This is a genomic window from Micromonospora sp. NPDC049004 (genome assembly GCF_040649315.1).
In the GTDB taxonomy this organism is placed as follows: Bacteria; Actinomycetota; Actinomycetes; order Mycobacteriales; family Micromonosporaceae; genus Micromonospora.
Genome location: NZ_JBEZFG010000002.1, coordinates 541383 through 556269 on the forward strand (window position 1 = coordinate 541383; position 14887 = coordinate 556269).

Consider the following 14887-nt stretch of genomic DNA (forward strand, 5'->3'; position numbering starts at 1 on the left):
GGGTCCGGAAAAGTCGGCACTCCCACCCCGTCGGACCGCCTACGGTGATCCGATGCCTGCACGCTTCGACCCCGTCCGGGACTGCTTCCACGACCTGCTCGCCTCCGGCCGGGAGTCCGGCGCCGGCCTGACCGTCTGGTACGACGGTCAGCCGGTGCTCGACCTGGTCGGCGGCTCCCGGACCGCCGACGGGCCGTCCGGCCGACCGTGGCGGCCGGACACGCTGGTCAACGTCTACTCGGTCAGCAAGCCGGTGGCCGCGCTGTGTCTGCTGCTGCTCGTCGACCGGGGGCAGGTCGACCTCGACTCGCCCGTCGAGAGGTACTGGCCGGAATTCCGCACCCCGGCCACCGTGCGGCAGGTGTTGTCACACACCGCCGGGCTGCCGGCCTTTCCGGTGCCCCGGCCGGCGGCCGCCATCACCGACTGGGCGCTGCTCGCGGGCGACCTGGCCGCCGCCGACCCCGAGTGGCTGCCCGGGTCGCTGGCCGGAGAGCACGCCTGGACGTACGGCCACCTGGTGGGCGAGCTGGTCCGTCGGGTCGACGGCCGCGGCGTGGGCCGCTTCCTGGCCGACGAGATCGCCGGCCCGTGGCGGCTCGACCTCGGCTTCGGGCTGACCGCGACCGACCAGCGGCGGTGCGCGGACCTGCGCTACGGCGACCCACAGTGGCCGAGCCGGAAGCTCGGCGAGCCCGGCTCACTGCGAGCCCGGGCGATGGGCAACCCGGCGGGCGGGCTGGACCTCGCCGTGCTGAACAGCACCCTGTGGCGGGGCGCCGAGATGCCGGCGGTCAACCTGCACGCCTCCGCCGCCGGCCTGGGTCGGCTCTACGCCGGCCTGCTGGCCGGTGGCGTCCTGGACGGCGTACGGCTCTTCAGCCCCGGCCTCGTCGACGAGGCCACCCGGGTCCAGTACGACGGACCGGACCTGGTGCTGGAGCGCCGGGTCCGGTGGACGCTGGGTATGCAGTGGGAGCCGGACGGCAGCTGGGGCATGGGTGGGCTCGGTGGCAGCAGCGCGTGGGCCGACCCGGAACGCGGCTACGCCCTCGCGTACGTCACGGCGCAGCTCGCGGAACACGACCGGGTCGACGAGCTGGCCGAGGCCCTGCACTCGGTGCTCTGACGCACCGACGCCTCACCGCAGCCAGACCGGATCGGTGCCGGGCACGGACAACGGCGGCGGGTAGTCCGCCGTGCGGCGGACGTCGTCGGGCAGCTTCCACGGCTGGTGGATGGCCTTGCCCGGCACCTGCGACAGCTCCGGCACCCAGCGGCGCACGTAGTCGCCGGCCGGGTCGTACCGCTCGGCCTGCCGGACCGGGTTGAACCCCCGGTACGGCTTGGTGTCGTTGCCGGTGCCGGCGACCCACTGCCAGTTGCCCGAGTTGTTGGCCACGTCCCCGTCGAGCAGCCAGCGGAAGAAGACCTTCACGCCGGCCCGCCAGTCCTGCCCCAGGTGCTTGGTGAGATAGCCGGCGGTGATCAGCCGCGCCCGGTTGTGCTGCCAACCCTGCGCCCGCATCTGCCGCATCCCGGCGTCCACGATCGGCATTCCGGTCCGACCCTCGGCCCAGGCCGACAGGGCGTCGTCGTCGTAGCGCCACTCCTCCGTGGCGCCCCGCCGGTAGGCGGCCGTCGAGATCTCCGGAAACGCGGCGGTGACCTGGTAGTAGAAGTCGCGCCAGCAGACCTGCCGGACGAAGGGCCCGGACCGGTCGCCGGCACGGTTGGCCACCGACAGCGGGGACACGCAGCCGAAGCGCAGGTACGGGCTGAGTCGGGAGGTGTCGTCGCCGGCCATGTCGTCGTGCTTGTCGTCGTACCGGCCCAGCTCGGGCAGCCACTCGGTGAGCCGCTGTCGGGCCGGCCGCTCGCCGCCGACCGCCGCGTCCGGCGACTCCCCGGCCGGCGGTGCCGGCAACCGACCCACGCGCATCCCGTCGGGCAGCGCGATCCGGCGGGGTGCGGCCAACTCGTCGCGCCACCGCGCGGCCGACCACGCCCGGTGGTACGGGCTGAACACCCGGTAGTGGTCGCCGCCGCCGGGTCGCAACGCACCCGGTTCGACGACAGTCAGGCCCGGAAAGAGCCGCAGGCGCAACCGGTGCCGCTCACACTCGGCGCCCAGTCGCCGCTCCCGGCGACGGGCGCAGCGGCTGACGTCGGCGGAGAGCGCCACAGCTGTCGCGCCGACCTCGCCGGCCAACCGGATCGTCTCGGCCACCGGGTCACCGCGCCGCACCACCAGGTCGCCGCCGCGCTCACGCAGCGCGTCGCGCAGGTCGGCGAGCGCCTGGTGCAGGAACCGGGTGCGGTTGGCCGACAGCCCGGCCAGAGCCGGGTCGAGCACGTACAGCGGCACCACCCGGTCGAACGCCGCGCAGGTGGTGGCCAGCGCCGGGTGGTCGTGCACCCGCAGGTCGCGGGTGAAGAGCACGATCGCGGTGCCCGCCGTCACCGGGCCGCCGGCTGGACCGTCGGCCCGGGGATCGTGACCGGGGTACCCGTCGAGGTGAGCAGGGCGCGGGCGGCCACCGCCATCCGCCGCCGTTGCGGCACCAGGGCCCGGCGGGTGAAGACGTCGTAGTCCTGCGCGGCCACCTCGTCGAGGATGCCGCCGTAGAGCGCGTACGCGGTGCGCATGCACGCCTGCGACGCCGGCGCGAGCATGGTGATGCCGGGCGCGGCGGCGGCGTAGTGCGCCTGGGCCCGGGTCACCTCGTACTCGATCAGCTCGCGCGTCCGGGACGTTCCGCGCCCGCGGGCGCTGGCCTCGGCCAGGTCTTCGCGGGTGACGCCGAACTTCGCCAGATCCTCGTCGGGGAGGTAGGTGCGACCCCGGTCAAGGTCCTCGGCGACGTCGCGGATGAAGTTGGTGAGCTGGAAGGCGAAGCCGAGCTGGCGGGCCGGCTCGCGGGCGGCCGCCGGATCGGTGCTGCCCAGAATCGGCAGCATCATGGTGCCGATGACCGCCGCCGAGCCCTCCATGTAGTCGAGCAGGTGGTCGTACGTCGCGTACGACGTGACGGTCAGGTCCATCGCCATGCTCTTCAGAAACGACGCAAAGTCGTCGCGGTCGAGGTCGAAGATGGCGATCGTGTGCAGCACTGCCGGCAGCAGCGGGTCGTCGACCGGCGCACCGTGCAGACCCGCCACGAAGCGGCTGGCCCAGTCGTCGAGCCGGGCGGCTCGCTCGGCCGGTGGCAGGTCCTCGGTGCGGTCGACGATCTCGTCGGCGTATCGCGTGAAGCCGTAGAGGGCGTGTACATGTCGTCGTTTCCACGCGGGAAGCAACCGGGTGGCGAGATAGTAGGTACGCCCGTGACGTTTGTGCAGCTCACGGCAGCGCTCGTAGGCAGCGGTGAGATCCGTGTCCACCGGCCCTCCTCAATTATCGACGCACCAATCGACGCAACTCGTACCCTAGGGTACGCTCGCCAACATGGCCAACGACGCAGTAGCGGGCAACGCGACCCGTATGGCGCCGACCGGGCCGGGCGACAGGGACGATCCGGTCCGCGCCGTCCTGGCCGCGTACACCCAGGACCTGATCACGGCGGTCGACGAGACCCTCTCCACCTTCCTCACCGCCGAGGTCGACGCACTCACCGAGATCGACGCGGCCATGGGCGGCTTCGCGTCCGCCGCGCGCGAGGCCGTGCTGGTCGGCGGCAAGCGGATCCGGTCCACGTTCGCCTACTGGGGCTGGCGCGGGGCGGTCGGCGGCACCGAGCCCCTCCCACCGGTCCTGCCCGCGCTGGCCGCCCTCGAACTGCTGCACACGTTCGCGCTGGTGCACGACGACGTGATGGACGCCTCCACCACCCGCCGCGGCCGGCCCACCGCGCACGTCGCGCTCGCCGCGCAGCACGTCGCCGCCGGCCACCGGGGCGACCCGGGCCGGTTCGGCGAGGCGGCCGCCGTGCTCATCGGCGACCTCTGCATGGTCTGGGCCGACAAGCTGCTCGCCCGCGCCACCATCACCCCGGCCCGCCTGTTCGAGGTCCGCCGCTGCTACGACCAGATGCGCGTTGAAACCGTCGCCGGGCAGTACCTGGACGTGCTCGGCGAGAACGACCCGACCAGCTGGTCGGTCGACCGGGCGCTGCGCGTGGCCCGCTACAAGACCGCCAGCTACACGGTGCAGCGACCGCTGCTCTTCGGCGCCTTCCTGGCCGGGGTCACCACCGACACCGCGCTGGTCGCCGCGTACACCCGCTACGGCCTGGCCGTCGGCGAGGCCTTCCAGCTCCGCGACGACCTGCTCGGCGTCTACGGCGACCCGGCGGCTACCGGCAAGCCGGCCGGCGACGACCTGCGCACCGGCAAGCCGACCACGCTGCTCATGCTGGCGCGGCAACTGGCCACGCCCGGCCAGCTCCGGGCCCTGGAGCAGGCCGACGGTCAGCCGGTCGACCGGCTCGCTGACCTGGTCGCCGAGACCGGCGCGGTGGCCCGCGTGGAGCGGATGATCGCCGAGCGGGTCGGCGACGCCCTGGCCGCGCTCGACAGCGCACCCGTGGACCGGACGGCGCGTACCGCGCTGACCGGGTTGGCCACCGCCGCCACCAGCCGGCGGGCCTGATGAGCGATTCTGACGAGGAGGTGGTCACGTGCGGACGGTGACGGGACGGACGGACCGGGTGGTGGTCGTCGGCGCCGGGCTCGGTGGGCTGGCCTGCGCGCTGCACCTGGCCGGCAGCGGCCGACAGGTGACGGTGCTGGAGCGCGAGCCGGTCCCCGGCGGACGCGCGGGCCGACTCTCCGTGGAGGGGTACGAGTTCGACACCGGCCCGACCGTGCTCACCATGCCCGACCTCATCGCCGAGGCGCTCGGCGCGGTCGGCGAGGAGCTGCGCGACTGGCTGGACCTGACCCCGCTCGACCCGGCCTACCGGGCGTACTACCCGGACGGCTCGACCCTCGACGTGCTCACCGACACCACCCGGATGGCGGCCGAGATCTCCCGGGTCTGCGGGCCCCGGGAGGCCGACGGCTACCTGCGCTTCGTCGACTACGCCCGGGAGCTGTGGCGACTGGAGCGGGCCGACTTCATCGAGCGCAACCTGGACGCGCCCACCGACCTCATCACCGGCAACCTGCTCAAGCTGCTCACCGGCGGGGCCTTCCGCCGCCTCCAGACGAAGATCAACCAGTTCTTCCGGGACCCGCGTACCCAGCGGATCTTCTCCTTCCAGGCGATGTACGCCGGGCTCGCCCCGCACGACGCGCTCGCCATCTACGCGGTCATCGCGTACCTCGACTCGGTGGCCGGCGTCTACTTCCCCCGCGGGGGCATCCACGCGGTCTCCCGGGCGATGGCCGGCGCGGCCGAGAAGCACGGCGTGCAGATCCGGTACGACACGACGGTGACCCAGGTGCAGACCGCGAACGGGCGGGCCACCGGCGTACTCACCGCCGACGGCGAGCTCGTGCCCGCGGACGTCGTGGTGCTCAACCCGGACCTGCCGGTCGCCTACCGGGACCTGCTCCCCGCCGCGCCCGCGCGACGCCTCACCTACTCACCCTCCTGCGTCGTCCTGCACGTCGGCTCACGACAGGGATATGCGAAGATCGCCCACCACAACATCCACTTCGGACGCGCGTGGAAGGGCACCTTCGATGAGGTCATCCGCAGGGGCGAGCTGATGACCGATCCGTCGCTGCTGGTGACCAACCCCAGCCGGACCGACCCGTCGGTGGCCCCACCGGACCGGCACACCTACTACGTGCTCGCGCCGGTGCCCAACCTCGACCGGGCGCCGTTCGAGTGGCGCGGCGACCTGACCAAGCGCTACGGCGACCAACTGATCGGCACCCTGGAGGAGCGCGGGTACGTCGGCTTCGGCGCCGGCGTCGAGGTGCTGCGGGCGATCACCCCCGCCGAGTGGGCAGAACAGGGGATGGCCGCCGGCACCCCGTTCGCCGCCGCGCACACCCTCTTCCAGACCGGGCCGTTCCGCCCGTCGAACCTGCACCGCGACCTGTCGAACGTGGTCTTCGTCGGCTCCGGCACCCAGCCGGGCGTGGGCGTACCGATGGTGCTGATCTCCGGCAAACTGGCCGCCGGCCGGATCACCGGAGAAGGCCGATGACGAGCCGCGAGGACCACCTCGTCGAGCTGGTCGACGACGCCGGGCAGGCCCGCGGGGACACCACGGTCGCCGCCGCCCACCAGCCACCGGGGCAGCTGCACCGGGCCTTCTCGGTGCTGCTGATCGACCCGGACGGCCAGGTGCTGCTGCAACGACGGGCCGCGGTCAAGACCCGCTTCCCGCTGCGCTGGGCCAACTCCTGCTGCGGCCATCCGCGACCCGGCGAATCGCTGACCGAGGCGGCCAACCGGCGGCTCAAGGAGGAGCTGGGCACCGGCCCGGTCGAGCTGACCGAGGTAGGCGTCTACGTCTACTACGCCGAGGACCCGACCTCCGGCCGCGTCGAGTTCGAGTACGACCACGTCCTGCGCGGCGAGTTCCTGCCCGCCGCCCCGCTGCGACCCGACCCGGACGAGGTGGCCGAGCTGCGCTGGGCCGACCCGGCCGCCCTGGAGGCCGAACTCGACCGCGACCCCCGGTCGTACGCACCCTGGCTGGGCGGGGTGGTGAACCGACTGCTGCGCCCCTCGGGCACCCCGTCGGGCGCCCCCGGCTCGACCATGAACCCGGCCGGATCGTCGGCGGATGACGCGGCGGAGCGGCCGGGTGGCCGATGAGGCGCTGAGCGCGGGCGCCGTCGCGCGACGGCTGGGGGTCGCGGTCACCACGCTGCGCACCTGGCACCAGCGCTACGGGCTCGGGCCCAGCGAGCACGTGCCCGGCCACCACCGCCGGTACACCCCCGCCGACCTGGCTCGCCTCGAAACCATGCGGCGCTTGACCGCCGAGGGCGTGAGCCCTGCCGAGGCGGCCCGGTGGGCACGGCAGGCACCGGACCGGACGCCCGCGGACACCGTCACCCGCAGCCGGATCCGCCCGCCCGGGCGCGACGGCGGGGGCGCCATCGGAGTGGGCCGCGCCGGCCCGGCCGCCCGGGGCCTGGCCCGCGCCGCCATGCGCCTGGACGCCGCGGCGATCAACGAGACCATCGCGCACACGATCGCCGCCAGCGGCGTCGTCGCCACCTGGGAGACCCTGCTGCGCCCCGTGCTCGCCGGCATCGGCGACCGGCACGCCGCCACCGCCGGCCTGATCGAGGTCGAACACCTGGTCTCCCGATGCGTGTCGGAGGCGTTCGCGGCAGCCAGCCAGGCCAACGCGCCCAGCGGCCCCGCCCGGATCCTGCTCTCCTGCGCCGACGAGGAGCAGCACACCCTCCCCCTGGAAGCGTTGGCCGCCGCGCTCGCCGAGGCCGGGGTGAGCTACCGGATGCTGGGTGCCCGCGTGCCGGTGGCCGCCCTCGTCGAGGCGGTCAACCGCACCGGCCCGGCCGCCGTCGTGCTCTGGTCACACACCCGGGCCACGGCCGACCCGACCCAGCTCAGCGCGCTGCTCGCCGCGCCCCGCCGCCCGCTGCTGATCCTCGCCGCCGGCCCCGGCTGGCGGGCCGACACCCTGCCCGCCGGGGTGGTCCGGCCGGTCGACCTGGCCGAGGCGGTCTCGCTCGCGATGGCGGTCCGTGACTCCCTGGACCAGTCCCGGGAGGCGTGACCGGCCTGTCGGTCCCCCACCCGCTTCCACTACCGTCGGGACGTCCGCCTGCCCCGACCCCCGGGAGCGAACAGATGCAAGCCCGCGCCGCCCTGGCGTCCGTCCTCGCCGTGGTGCTGGTCTTGTCCGGTTGCGCTCAGCCAGACAGCACCATCCACGCCGCAGCCGGGTCGCCACCCGTCGAGTCGACCGCCCCGCCCGCGCCGACGACGCCCACACCGTCGCCGACCGCCACCCACACCAAGCCGCCGAAGCCGCCCCTGCGACCGCTGCCGCCGAAGCTCCCAGCCGGGCTGCGGCGCACCACCGGCGTAAAGCCTGTGGCGTTGACCTTCGACGACGGGCCCAGCCCGGCCTGGACCCCGAAGGTGCTCGACCAACTGCGGTCGGCCCACGTGACGGCCACCTTCTGCGTCGTAGGCCTCGAAGCCCAGCGGCACCCGGAACTGATCCGGCGGATCGTCCGGGAGGGGCATCAGCTCTGCAACCACAGTTGGCGGCACGACCTCGACCTCGCCCGCCGACCGGTGGCAGACATCAAGGCCGACCTGGTCCGCACCAACAAGGCCATCCAGGCGGCGTCTCCCGGCACACCGGTGTCCTTCTACCGCCAACCCGGTGGCCGGTGGACACCTGAGGTTCTGGCCGTGGCGAAGGAACTCGGCATGCGCCCGCTGCACTGGGCCGTCGACCCGCAGGACTGGGACAAGCCGACCGCCGCCACGATCGCCAAGCGGGTCCACAACGCGGCACGCCCCGGATCCATCGTGCTGCTGCACGACGGGGGCGGAAACCGGGCCGCGACGCTCGCCGCCTGCCCGCACATGATCGCCGACCTGAAGCACCGCTTCGGCATCACCCGACTCGCTAGATAGGCCCTGACCTGCGGTTATGCGGTGCACAACGGTCCCGGCGATACCGGTTTTGTCGACCAGCCCGGCATCACGTATGCTTTCCAAGCCTCCGGCGGGGCCGGATGGGAGCAAGTCCGCTTGAAGTTGCGAATGTGCAATGATGGCGGGGCCGCCCTCATCGTCTAGCGGCCCAGGACGCCGCCCTTTCAAGGCGGTAGCACGGGTTCGAATCCCGTTGGGGGCACGACCGGCGCAAGCCGGAGCAACACAAGCTAGGTCCTGTGGAGCAGTTGGAGTGCTCGCCGCCCTGTCAAGGCGGAGGTCGCGGGTTCAAGTCCCGTCAGGACCGCAGCGCTGACGCCGCGCCTCGCGCGGCGTTCTGCGTATCGGAGCAGGTGACCCTGCCAGCGGTTCATCCGGTTGGCGGGTAGCATGAGCCGAGCAACGCGGCCAGGTAGCTCAGTTGGTACGAGCGTCCGACTGAAAATCGGAAGGTCGGCGGTTCGACCCCGCCCCTGGCCACATAGCCTTTCGCCGGGCTACAGGAGCGCCGACCAGCGGAGACGCGGTCGGCGTTCTGCTTTCCCGCCGCATCCTGGCCCCACGATCGCCCGGCCTGGCCCTCGATCGCCCGGCCTGGGCCCGCGATCGGCTTGCCTGGCCCGCGATCGCCCGGCCTGCCCCGCGACGGCCCGGCCCGCCCCGATGGCCCGGCCTGGCCCGCGACCGTCCCGCCTGGCCCCTTGATCGCCCGGCCTGGCCGTTGATCGACTCGCTTTCGCCGAAGTTGGGGTATCGCGGCCACCGGGATACCCCGATATCGCCGAACCCGAGTCGATCAAGCGCGTCGGCCGCACCGAGACGATGATCACTGGTCGTGGCGGCCCTGTTGGCGGTGCTGGGCCATCCCGCTCTGGATCGCCTCCCACACGCTGCGCCCGGCCTGCCGCAAGGTCTCTCCCGCCTGCTCGGCGAGTTGCGCCGCACTCTGAGCTGCGGCATGCGCCCCACTCGAAACACCACCGCCACCCTGCTGGTCACCGCCGGCCTGCCAGCCGCGATCCTGGCCACCACCACCGCCCTGGCCGCCTTGGCCTCCACCGCCCTGGCCGCCTCGGCCGCCACCGCCCTGGCCGCCACCGCCCTGGCCGCCACCGCCCTGGCCGCCTTGGCCTCCACCGCCTTGGCCATCCGCACCCCGGCCATCGCCACCGTTGCCACTCTCGGCCTGACCGGCTCCGCCTTGCCTACGGCCCTGATCACCGCCGCCACCCTGGCCACCACCGGCCTGACCGCCGCCACCCTGGCCACCACCACCCCGGCCACCGGCACCCCGGCCACCGGCACCCTGGCCGCCAGCGGCCTGGCCGGCGGGCTTGCCACCACCGCCGTCCTGGCCGCCCTGATTTCCGCCGCCGGACGCCCGGGACTCCCCAGAACCGGCGGTCGGCGAGCCACCCGGCTGATCGGCGGGCTTTCCGGGAGGCGAAGCAGCCGGAGCGGGTCGGTCTCCTCCCGGACCACCCCCCGGTTGCTGCCGGTCCTGACCCTCGGGCGGCTGCTGCCCCGTGGACCCCTGCCCCGCGGAGGTGGGGTGCGCCTGCGCGGAGGCCCGATCCACGGGCCACCGGCCCTCCAACCGAGACTCCGGCGGCTGACCTTCCGCCCGGTGCGACTCCGGCTGTTGACCTTCCGATGCGCGCGACTCCGCCGGCCGCGACTCCGCCGGCCGGGACTCCGCCGGCCGGGACTCCGTGGGCCGGGACTCCGCCGGCCGGGACTCCGCCGGCCGGGACTCCGTGGGCCGGGACTCCGCCGGCCGGGACTCCGCCGGCCGGGACTCTGTTGGGCGCGGCTCGGCCGGGCGGGCGGGTCGTGCTCGCGTCTGGTCGCCCAACTCGCCTGCCGCACCCGCCTGGCGGGCCAGCTCGTCGCGTACGCCGGAGTGCTGTGCCAGGGCGGTGACCTCGGCGGCGCCGGCGGCCAACTGCTGGGTGCTGCGGTTGACGTCGTCGAGCGCGCCGCTGCCCGCCCGGGCCAGGGATTCGATGACCTGCGGGTTGTTGTCGATCGTGTCGAGTGCCCGGCCCAGGAGTGTCACCAGCTGCTCCAGGCGTACCCGGAGCTGAGCCTCGGCGTGCACCCCGTCGATGTCCAGCTCGACGCCCTGCAGGTGGACCCGTACGCCGGCATCGAGCTGGAGCAGGTTGGCCAGCCGGGCGCGCAGCGAGATGTCGGCGTCCAGCCCGTCGACGACCAGTCGGATCGAGTCGACCGACACCTTCGGGATGTCGAGCAGGACGTCCGGGTCCCCGGCGTCGACGTCCCGGTCCGGATTCCGCTGCTGCGCGTTCTCGCTCATACTCTCCCGCCCCCGTACGCCGACCCGTCGTCCGGGCCGTTCGGCGCGGTTACCCGCTTTCCGGCGGGGCATCCCGTCCGTGACGACTCGGCAACCCACTGTCTGGAACCGGGCACCTCGCGAAGCTGCACACCGAGGCATCAGCCGGTATGGTCCGGGCCTATGGGACAGGGGATGGCTGATCCGGCCGACATCCGGCAGGACCTGGAGCGGTTCTCCTTGCGGTGCAGCCTCCTCGTCCCGGGTTCCGCCGAGCGGGCGTTCGCGGTCTTCACCGATGAGCTGACTGACTGGTGGGTCACCGAGTACACGTGGTCCGGTCCGGAGGCCCTCGCCGAGCTGGGCATGGAGCCGCGGGCCGGCGGGATGCTCTACGAGATCGGCCCGTACGGCTTCCGCGCCGACTGGGGACGCGTGCTCACGTGGGACCCGCCCCGGCGGCTGGTCTTCGCCTGGCAGCTCGGCCCGGACCGGGTGCCGGTGCCGGACCCGGCGAAGGCGAGCGAGGTCGAGGTGCTGTTCCTTCCCGACGGGCCCGAACGGACGCGGGTCGAGCTGGAGCACCGGCACTTCGATCGGCACGGTGAGGCGGCCGAGGGGTACCGCAAGGCGTTGACTGCGGGCTGGCACGAGTTGCTCACCCGCTATCTCGCCACCGTGTCACGCGGCCAAGGCACCGCCTGATCAGTCGCGCGGCCCACACAACCGCCTGAGCGGTCACGCGGCCACCACAACCGCCTGAGCAGTCGCGCGGCCACCAGGCCGCCTGAGCGGTCAGCGGCCGAGTTGCCGACCGGCCCGGCTGCCGTCCAGGTCCCGACCGCCCAGGTGTGCGCGGTTTCCGGCCTCCGCCCCGGAGCCGAAGCCCGTGCCGCCGAGCCGGCGTGCCGGTGCGGTTCGCAGTCTCGGGTACTCCTCGGTGAGCCGTCGCTGCACCCGGTCGGAGCGGTCGGCCAGCACCAGCGCCACCGACGGGCCGCCCGACTCGCCGGCCGCCGCCGTCTCGGCCGCCCAGAGCCGGCCGCCGATCACTTCCGCGAAGCCGGCGAGCCAGGACCGTCGGAAGGCGGCCGGATGGTCGTCCGCGGGCACCGCGGTGGCGGCCAGGCCGTGTGCGGCCTGCACGAGCAGTGAGGTGAAGAGCAGGTCCACCCGTTCCAGGTCGCTGGCGAAGCCGAACAGGTGCACCGCGAACCCGTTGCCCTGCCGGCGACGGACGCAGCGGCAGCGCAGTGGCTCCGCGACCGCGGCGAGCAGGCCCACCTTGTCCCGGGCGTACGGGGCGACGATGTCGAGCACCCGGTCGCCGACCGGGTCGGTGGTCGGGTCCCGGACGGCGAGCAACGCCCTGTCGACGCCGTAGCGGGCGATCAACTCGGTCGCCTTGGCGGTGAAGGCCGCCGACTCGGCGGGTGTGCAGGCCGGGTCCTCGGCCTGGGCGAGCAGCTTGCGCACCTTGCTGAGCATGGCCTCGGACATGCACCCAGAGCTATCACACACGGCGGACGATCTGGGGCCACGGTCGCATTGATCGATCAGTATCATCGTCACGATCAGCTCGACCGTCCTATACGGACGGTCATCCACCTGTTTCCGGAGGCACGCATGTCATCCCCGACCGCCCGCCTGCTCGCCGTCGCCACGGCCGCCGCCCTGCTCGCTAGCGGCGCACCCGCTCAGGCCGCTCAGGCCGCCGCACCGACCGCCCAGAGCGCCGATTCCACCGACTTCACCTCGGGGCCGAACCTCTTCGCTCCGCTCGCCACGTGTTACGGCGGGGCGGTCCGCTCCTTCTTCCAGACCGGCGGCTACGGCGGCCAGGCCGGCCCGTACCGCACCACAACCCGGTGCCGCGACATCAACGTACGTAACGCCAGCCCGTACGGCACCGACGCCTGCGTGATCTTCATCGACAAGACCGGCAACTGCAACTACTGGACCTACCTGCCGGCCAACTCCGGCTGGGTCACCGTGGCGACAAACGTCCGGGACGGCGTCAATTTCCGGGTCCGCTTCGAGAACGTCCGCTACGAGTACGAGCCGCTCGTCGCGTACCACGCCTTCTGAGCGGCCCGTGCGGGCGCGGCACCCGACGGGGGCCGCGCCCCGCAGAGCGCGGTCAGCCGGCGCGGCTGCGCAGGGTGGCGATCGTCGAGCCGGCGAGCGTGAGCAGGCAGTCGGAGAGCAGCCCGTCGGCCGCGGCCGCACCGAACAGCGCCTCCCCGGTCGGCACGTCCTGGTTGGCGTACGCGCTCACGAAGCGTGCCACCCAGCGGGTGTCGTAGTCCGCCTGCTCGATGTCCGGGAATTCCAGCGCGCATCCGGTGCTCGGCGCGGCGTCACCGACCATCGTCGCCGCCAGGCACCAGGCGACCCCGTACGCGCCGGGCAGGCCGGCCCGGTCGACGACCGCGTCGAACGCACCTGTCACCGCTTCCCCATCGCCGGCCAGCGCCGAGCGGAGCACGGCGGTCGCGTCGTCGAACGTCTGCTGTGGTAGGTCCGTCACCCAGCGCACAGTAGGACGGAGGGTCAAGGCCAGGCATTTCCGTCACTCTGCGTGTTCAACGCGAGCGACCTGCGCATTTCGCCACCTCCACGGTCCCGCCGCCGGCGTGGGCACGCTAATGTGCGCAGCGGACCTTCGCCGGAGGAAGGACGACCATGCTCGTATCACGCCGCTCGCGGGTGGCCACACTGGCCGCCTGCGCGACGATCCTGCTCGCCACAAGCGCTTGCGGGGATGACAAGGCCGAGGAGGGAAGCGCCCAACAGGTGCGCCTCTACGGCACGGACGGCAACATGCTCAACTCCTACCCAGCGGAGTTGAAGGAACGCGCCGCTCTGGTCGATGGGATGAAGGGGACGACGCCGCTCACCCCGCTGCCCGACGACTTCAAGAGCCGGCTACGGTCCGTCGATCCGGCTCTGACGGACTACCTCTACGCCGCCGAGACGTACGACGCTGTGGTGATCGGTGTGCTCGCCGCCCAACTGGCCGGCAGCACCGACCCGGCCGCCATCGCCAAGCAGATCGTCGGCGTCACCAACAACGGTCAGCGGTGCGAGACCCCTGCCGCCTGCCTGACGTTGGCCCGGGCCGGGCAGGACATCGAGTACCGCAGCGTCTCGCTGACCCGCGCCGGTTTCACCGACAAGGGTGAGCCGGCCACCGCGAGCTACGCCACGCTGACCTTCGACGGCCAGCAGATCAACGACGGTAAGACCGAGTTCGTCGGCGCGGGCGCCGAGTCCGCGGCGAGCACCAAGACGCCGCCGAAGGCGAAGAAGGCCCGACCCGGTGACGCCGACGCCCAGCAGCCGCTGATCGTGGGCGGCCTGCTGCCGAAGACCGGTGACCTGGCGATCGCCTACCCGCCGATGGCGGCCGGCGCGGCGCTGGCGATCCGGGAGGTCAACGCCGCGGGCGGCGCCCTGGGCAAGCCGGTGACGTGGAAGGACGGCGACGACGGCACCAGCACGACGGTGGCCAAGGCGACCGTCGCCAAGCATGTGGCGGACGGGGTCAGCATCATCATCGGCGCCGGCGGCTCGGGAATCTCCCGGGAGGTGCTGCCGGACGTGGTCAAGGCCGGCAAGATCCTCTTCTCGCCGTCGAACACCGACGCCAGCCTGACCGACGTCGAGGACAAGGGCCTCTACTTCCGGACCGCCCCGCCGGACAGCCTGCAGGGTCGGGCGCTTGCCGACGTGATCCTCCGCGACGGGTCGCAGAAGATCGTCATCGTCGCCCGTAAGGACTCCTACGGTGAGGGCCTCCAGGCCACCGTCCGTGACGAGCTGGAGAAGGCCGGCATCGCCGGCGACCGACTCAAGCTGCTCACGTACGACCCGCCGGCCGACGCCTCGGCGGCGCCGGTGGACTTCACCGGCGGCGCGAAGGAGATCAAGGAATTCGGCGCGGACGCCGTTCTCATCATCGGTTTCGGTGAGTCGGCCCAGGTGATCCGGGCCCTCGCCGACACCGGGGTGCAGATCCGGCACTGAGCACCACCGCG

Annotated in this window: 13 protein-coding genes and 3 tRNA genes; 12 read left to right on the forward strand and 4 right to left on the reverse strand. The window is 73.0% G+C overall.

Going from position 1 to position 14887, the window contains the following annotated elements; all coding sequences use genetic code 11:
• The first annotated feature begins 52 nt into the window (after nt 1–52).
• On the forward strand, nt 53–1129 hold the full coding sequence (locus tag AB0B97_RS07275; RefSeq protein ID WP_357491387.1) for a serine hydrolase domain-containing protein: 1077 nt from the start codon (nt 53–55) through the stop codon (nt 1127–1129).
• Between the two features lie 12 nt (nt 1130–1141).
• Here AB0B97_RS07275 and AB0B97_RS07280 read toward each other — a convergent pair whose 3' ends face one another.
• Together AB0B97_RS07280 and AB0B97_RS07285 are read right to left on the reverse strand one after the other, a co-directional pair.
• Nucleotides 1142–2464 (reverse strand): deoxyribodipyrimidine photo-lyase, encoded by a 1323-nt coding sequence (locus tag AB0B97_RS07280; protein ID WP_357491389.1) that lies wholly within the window; start codon nt 2462–2464, stop codon nt 1142–1144.
• A complete protein-coding gene (locus AB0B97_RS07285) occupies nt 2461–3384 on the reverse strand; it encodes a phytoene/squalene synthase family protein (protein WP_234583185.1) in 924 nt (307 codons plus the stop codon). The genes AB0B97_RS07280 and AB0B97_RS07285 overlap by 4 nt, the downstream gene beginning before the upstream one ends.
• Before the next feature lie 64 nt (nt 3385–3448).
• On the opposite strand from AB0B97_RS07285, the gene AB0B97_RS07290 reads away from it, so the two are divergent.
• The 9 genes from AB0B97_RS07290 (at nt 3449) to AB0B97_RS07330 (ending at nt 11552) form a co-directional block, all read left to right on the forward strand.
• Nucleotides 3449–4591 (forward strand): polyprenyl synthetase family protein, encoded by a 1143-nt coding sequence (locus tag AB0B97_RS07290; protein ID WP_234583184.1) that lies wholly within the window; start codon nt 3449–3451, stop codon nt 4589–4591.
• A 28-nt stretch (nt 4592–4619) separates the two neighbouring features.
• Nucleotides 4620–6101 carry a phytoene desaturase family protein gene (crtI, locus tag AB0B97_RS07295; RefSeq protein WP_357491392.1) on the forward strand — a complete coding sequence of 494 codons (1482 nt, stop codon included), beginning with the start codon at nt 4620–4622 and terminating at the stop codon, nt 6099–6101.
• Nucleotides 6098–6718 carry an isopentenyl-diphosphate Delta-isomerase gene (gene idi, locus AB0B97_RS07300; protein ID WP_357491394.1) on the forward strand — a complete coding sequence of 207 codons (621 nt, stop codon included), beginning with the start codon at nt 6098–6100 and terminating at the stop codon, nt 6716–6718. The genes crtI and idi overlap by 4 nt, the downstream gene beginning before the upstream one ends.
• Nucleotides 6708–7652 carry a MerR family transcriptional regulator gene (locus tag AB0B97_RS07305; RefSeq protein ID WP_357492073.1) on the forward strand — a complete coding sequence of 315 codons (945 nt, stop codon included), beginning with the start codon at nt 6708–6710 and terminating at the stop codon, nt 7650–7652. The genes idi and AB0B97_RS07305 overlap by 11 nt, the downstream gene beginning before the upstream one ends.
• A 74-nt stretch (nt 7653–7726) precedes the next feature.
• On the forward strand, nt 7727–8527 hold the full coding sequence (locus AB0B97_RS07310; RefSeq protein ID WP_357491396.1) for a polysaccharide deacetylase family protein: 801 nt from the start codon (nt 7727–7729) through the stop codon (nt 8525–8527).
• Between the two features lie 150 nt (nt 8528–8677).
• Nucleotides 8678–8750, forward strand: a tRNA-Glu gene (locus AB0B97_RS07315).
• Nucleotides 8751–8781: 31 nt separating this feature from the next.
• Nucleotides 8782–8855: transfer RNA gene (locus tag AB0B97_RS07320), tRNA-Asp, on the forward strand.
• A 99-nt stretch (nt 8856–8954) separates the two neighbouring features.
• Nucleotides 8955–9028 (forward strand) — tRNA-Phe (locus AB0B97_RS07325).
• Nucleotides 9029–11030: 2002 nt separating this feature from the next.
• Nucleotides 11031–11552, forward strand: a complete 522-nt coding sequence (locus AB0B97_RS07330; protein ID WP_357492075.1) for an SRPBCC family protein — start codon at nt 11031–11033, stop codon at nt 11550–11552.
• A 90-nt stretch (nt 11553–11642) separates the two neighbouring features.
• Here the strand turns inward: AB0B97_RS07330 and AB0B97_RS07335 are convergent, their stop codons facing one another.
• On the reverse strand, nt 11643–12347 hold the full coding sequence (locus AB0B97_RS07335) for a DUF2786 domain-containing protein (RefSeq protein ID WP_357491398.1): 705 nt from the start codon (nt 12345–12347) through the stop codon (nt 11643–11645).
• A 126-nt stretch (nt 12348–12473) separates the two neighbouring features.
• Between AB0B97_RS07335 and AB0B97_RS07340 the strand changes: the two genes are divergently transcribed.
• A complete protein-coding gene (locus AB0B97_RS07340) occupies nt 12474–12935 on the forward strand; it encodes a hypothetical protein (RefSeq protein ID WP_357491400.1) in 462 nt (153 codons plus the stop codon).
• Between the two features lie 52 nt (nt 12936–12987).
• Here the strand turns inward: AB0B97_RS07340 and AB0B97_RS07345 are convergent, their stop codons facing one another.
• Nucleotides 12988–13377, reverse strand: coding sequence for a hypothetical protein (locus AB0B97_RS07345; RefSeq protein WP_357491402.1), 390 nt, complete (start codon nt 13375–13377; stop codon nt 12988–12990).
• A gap of 155 nt (nt 13378–13532) precedes the next feature.
• Between AB0B97_RS07345 and AB0B97_RS07350 the strand changes: the two genes are divergently transcribed.
• Nucleotides 13533–14876, forward strand: coding sequence for an ABC transporter substrate-binding protein (locus AB0B97_RS07350; RefSeq protein WP_357491404.1), 1344 nt, complete (start codon nt 13533–13535; stop codon nt 14874–14876).
• Nucleotides 14877–14887 lie beyond the last annotated feature (11 nt).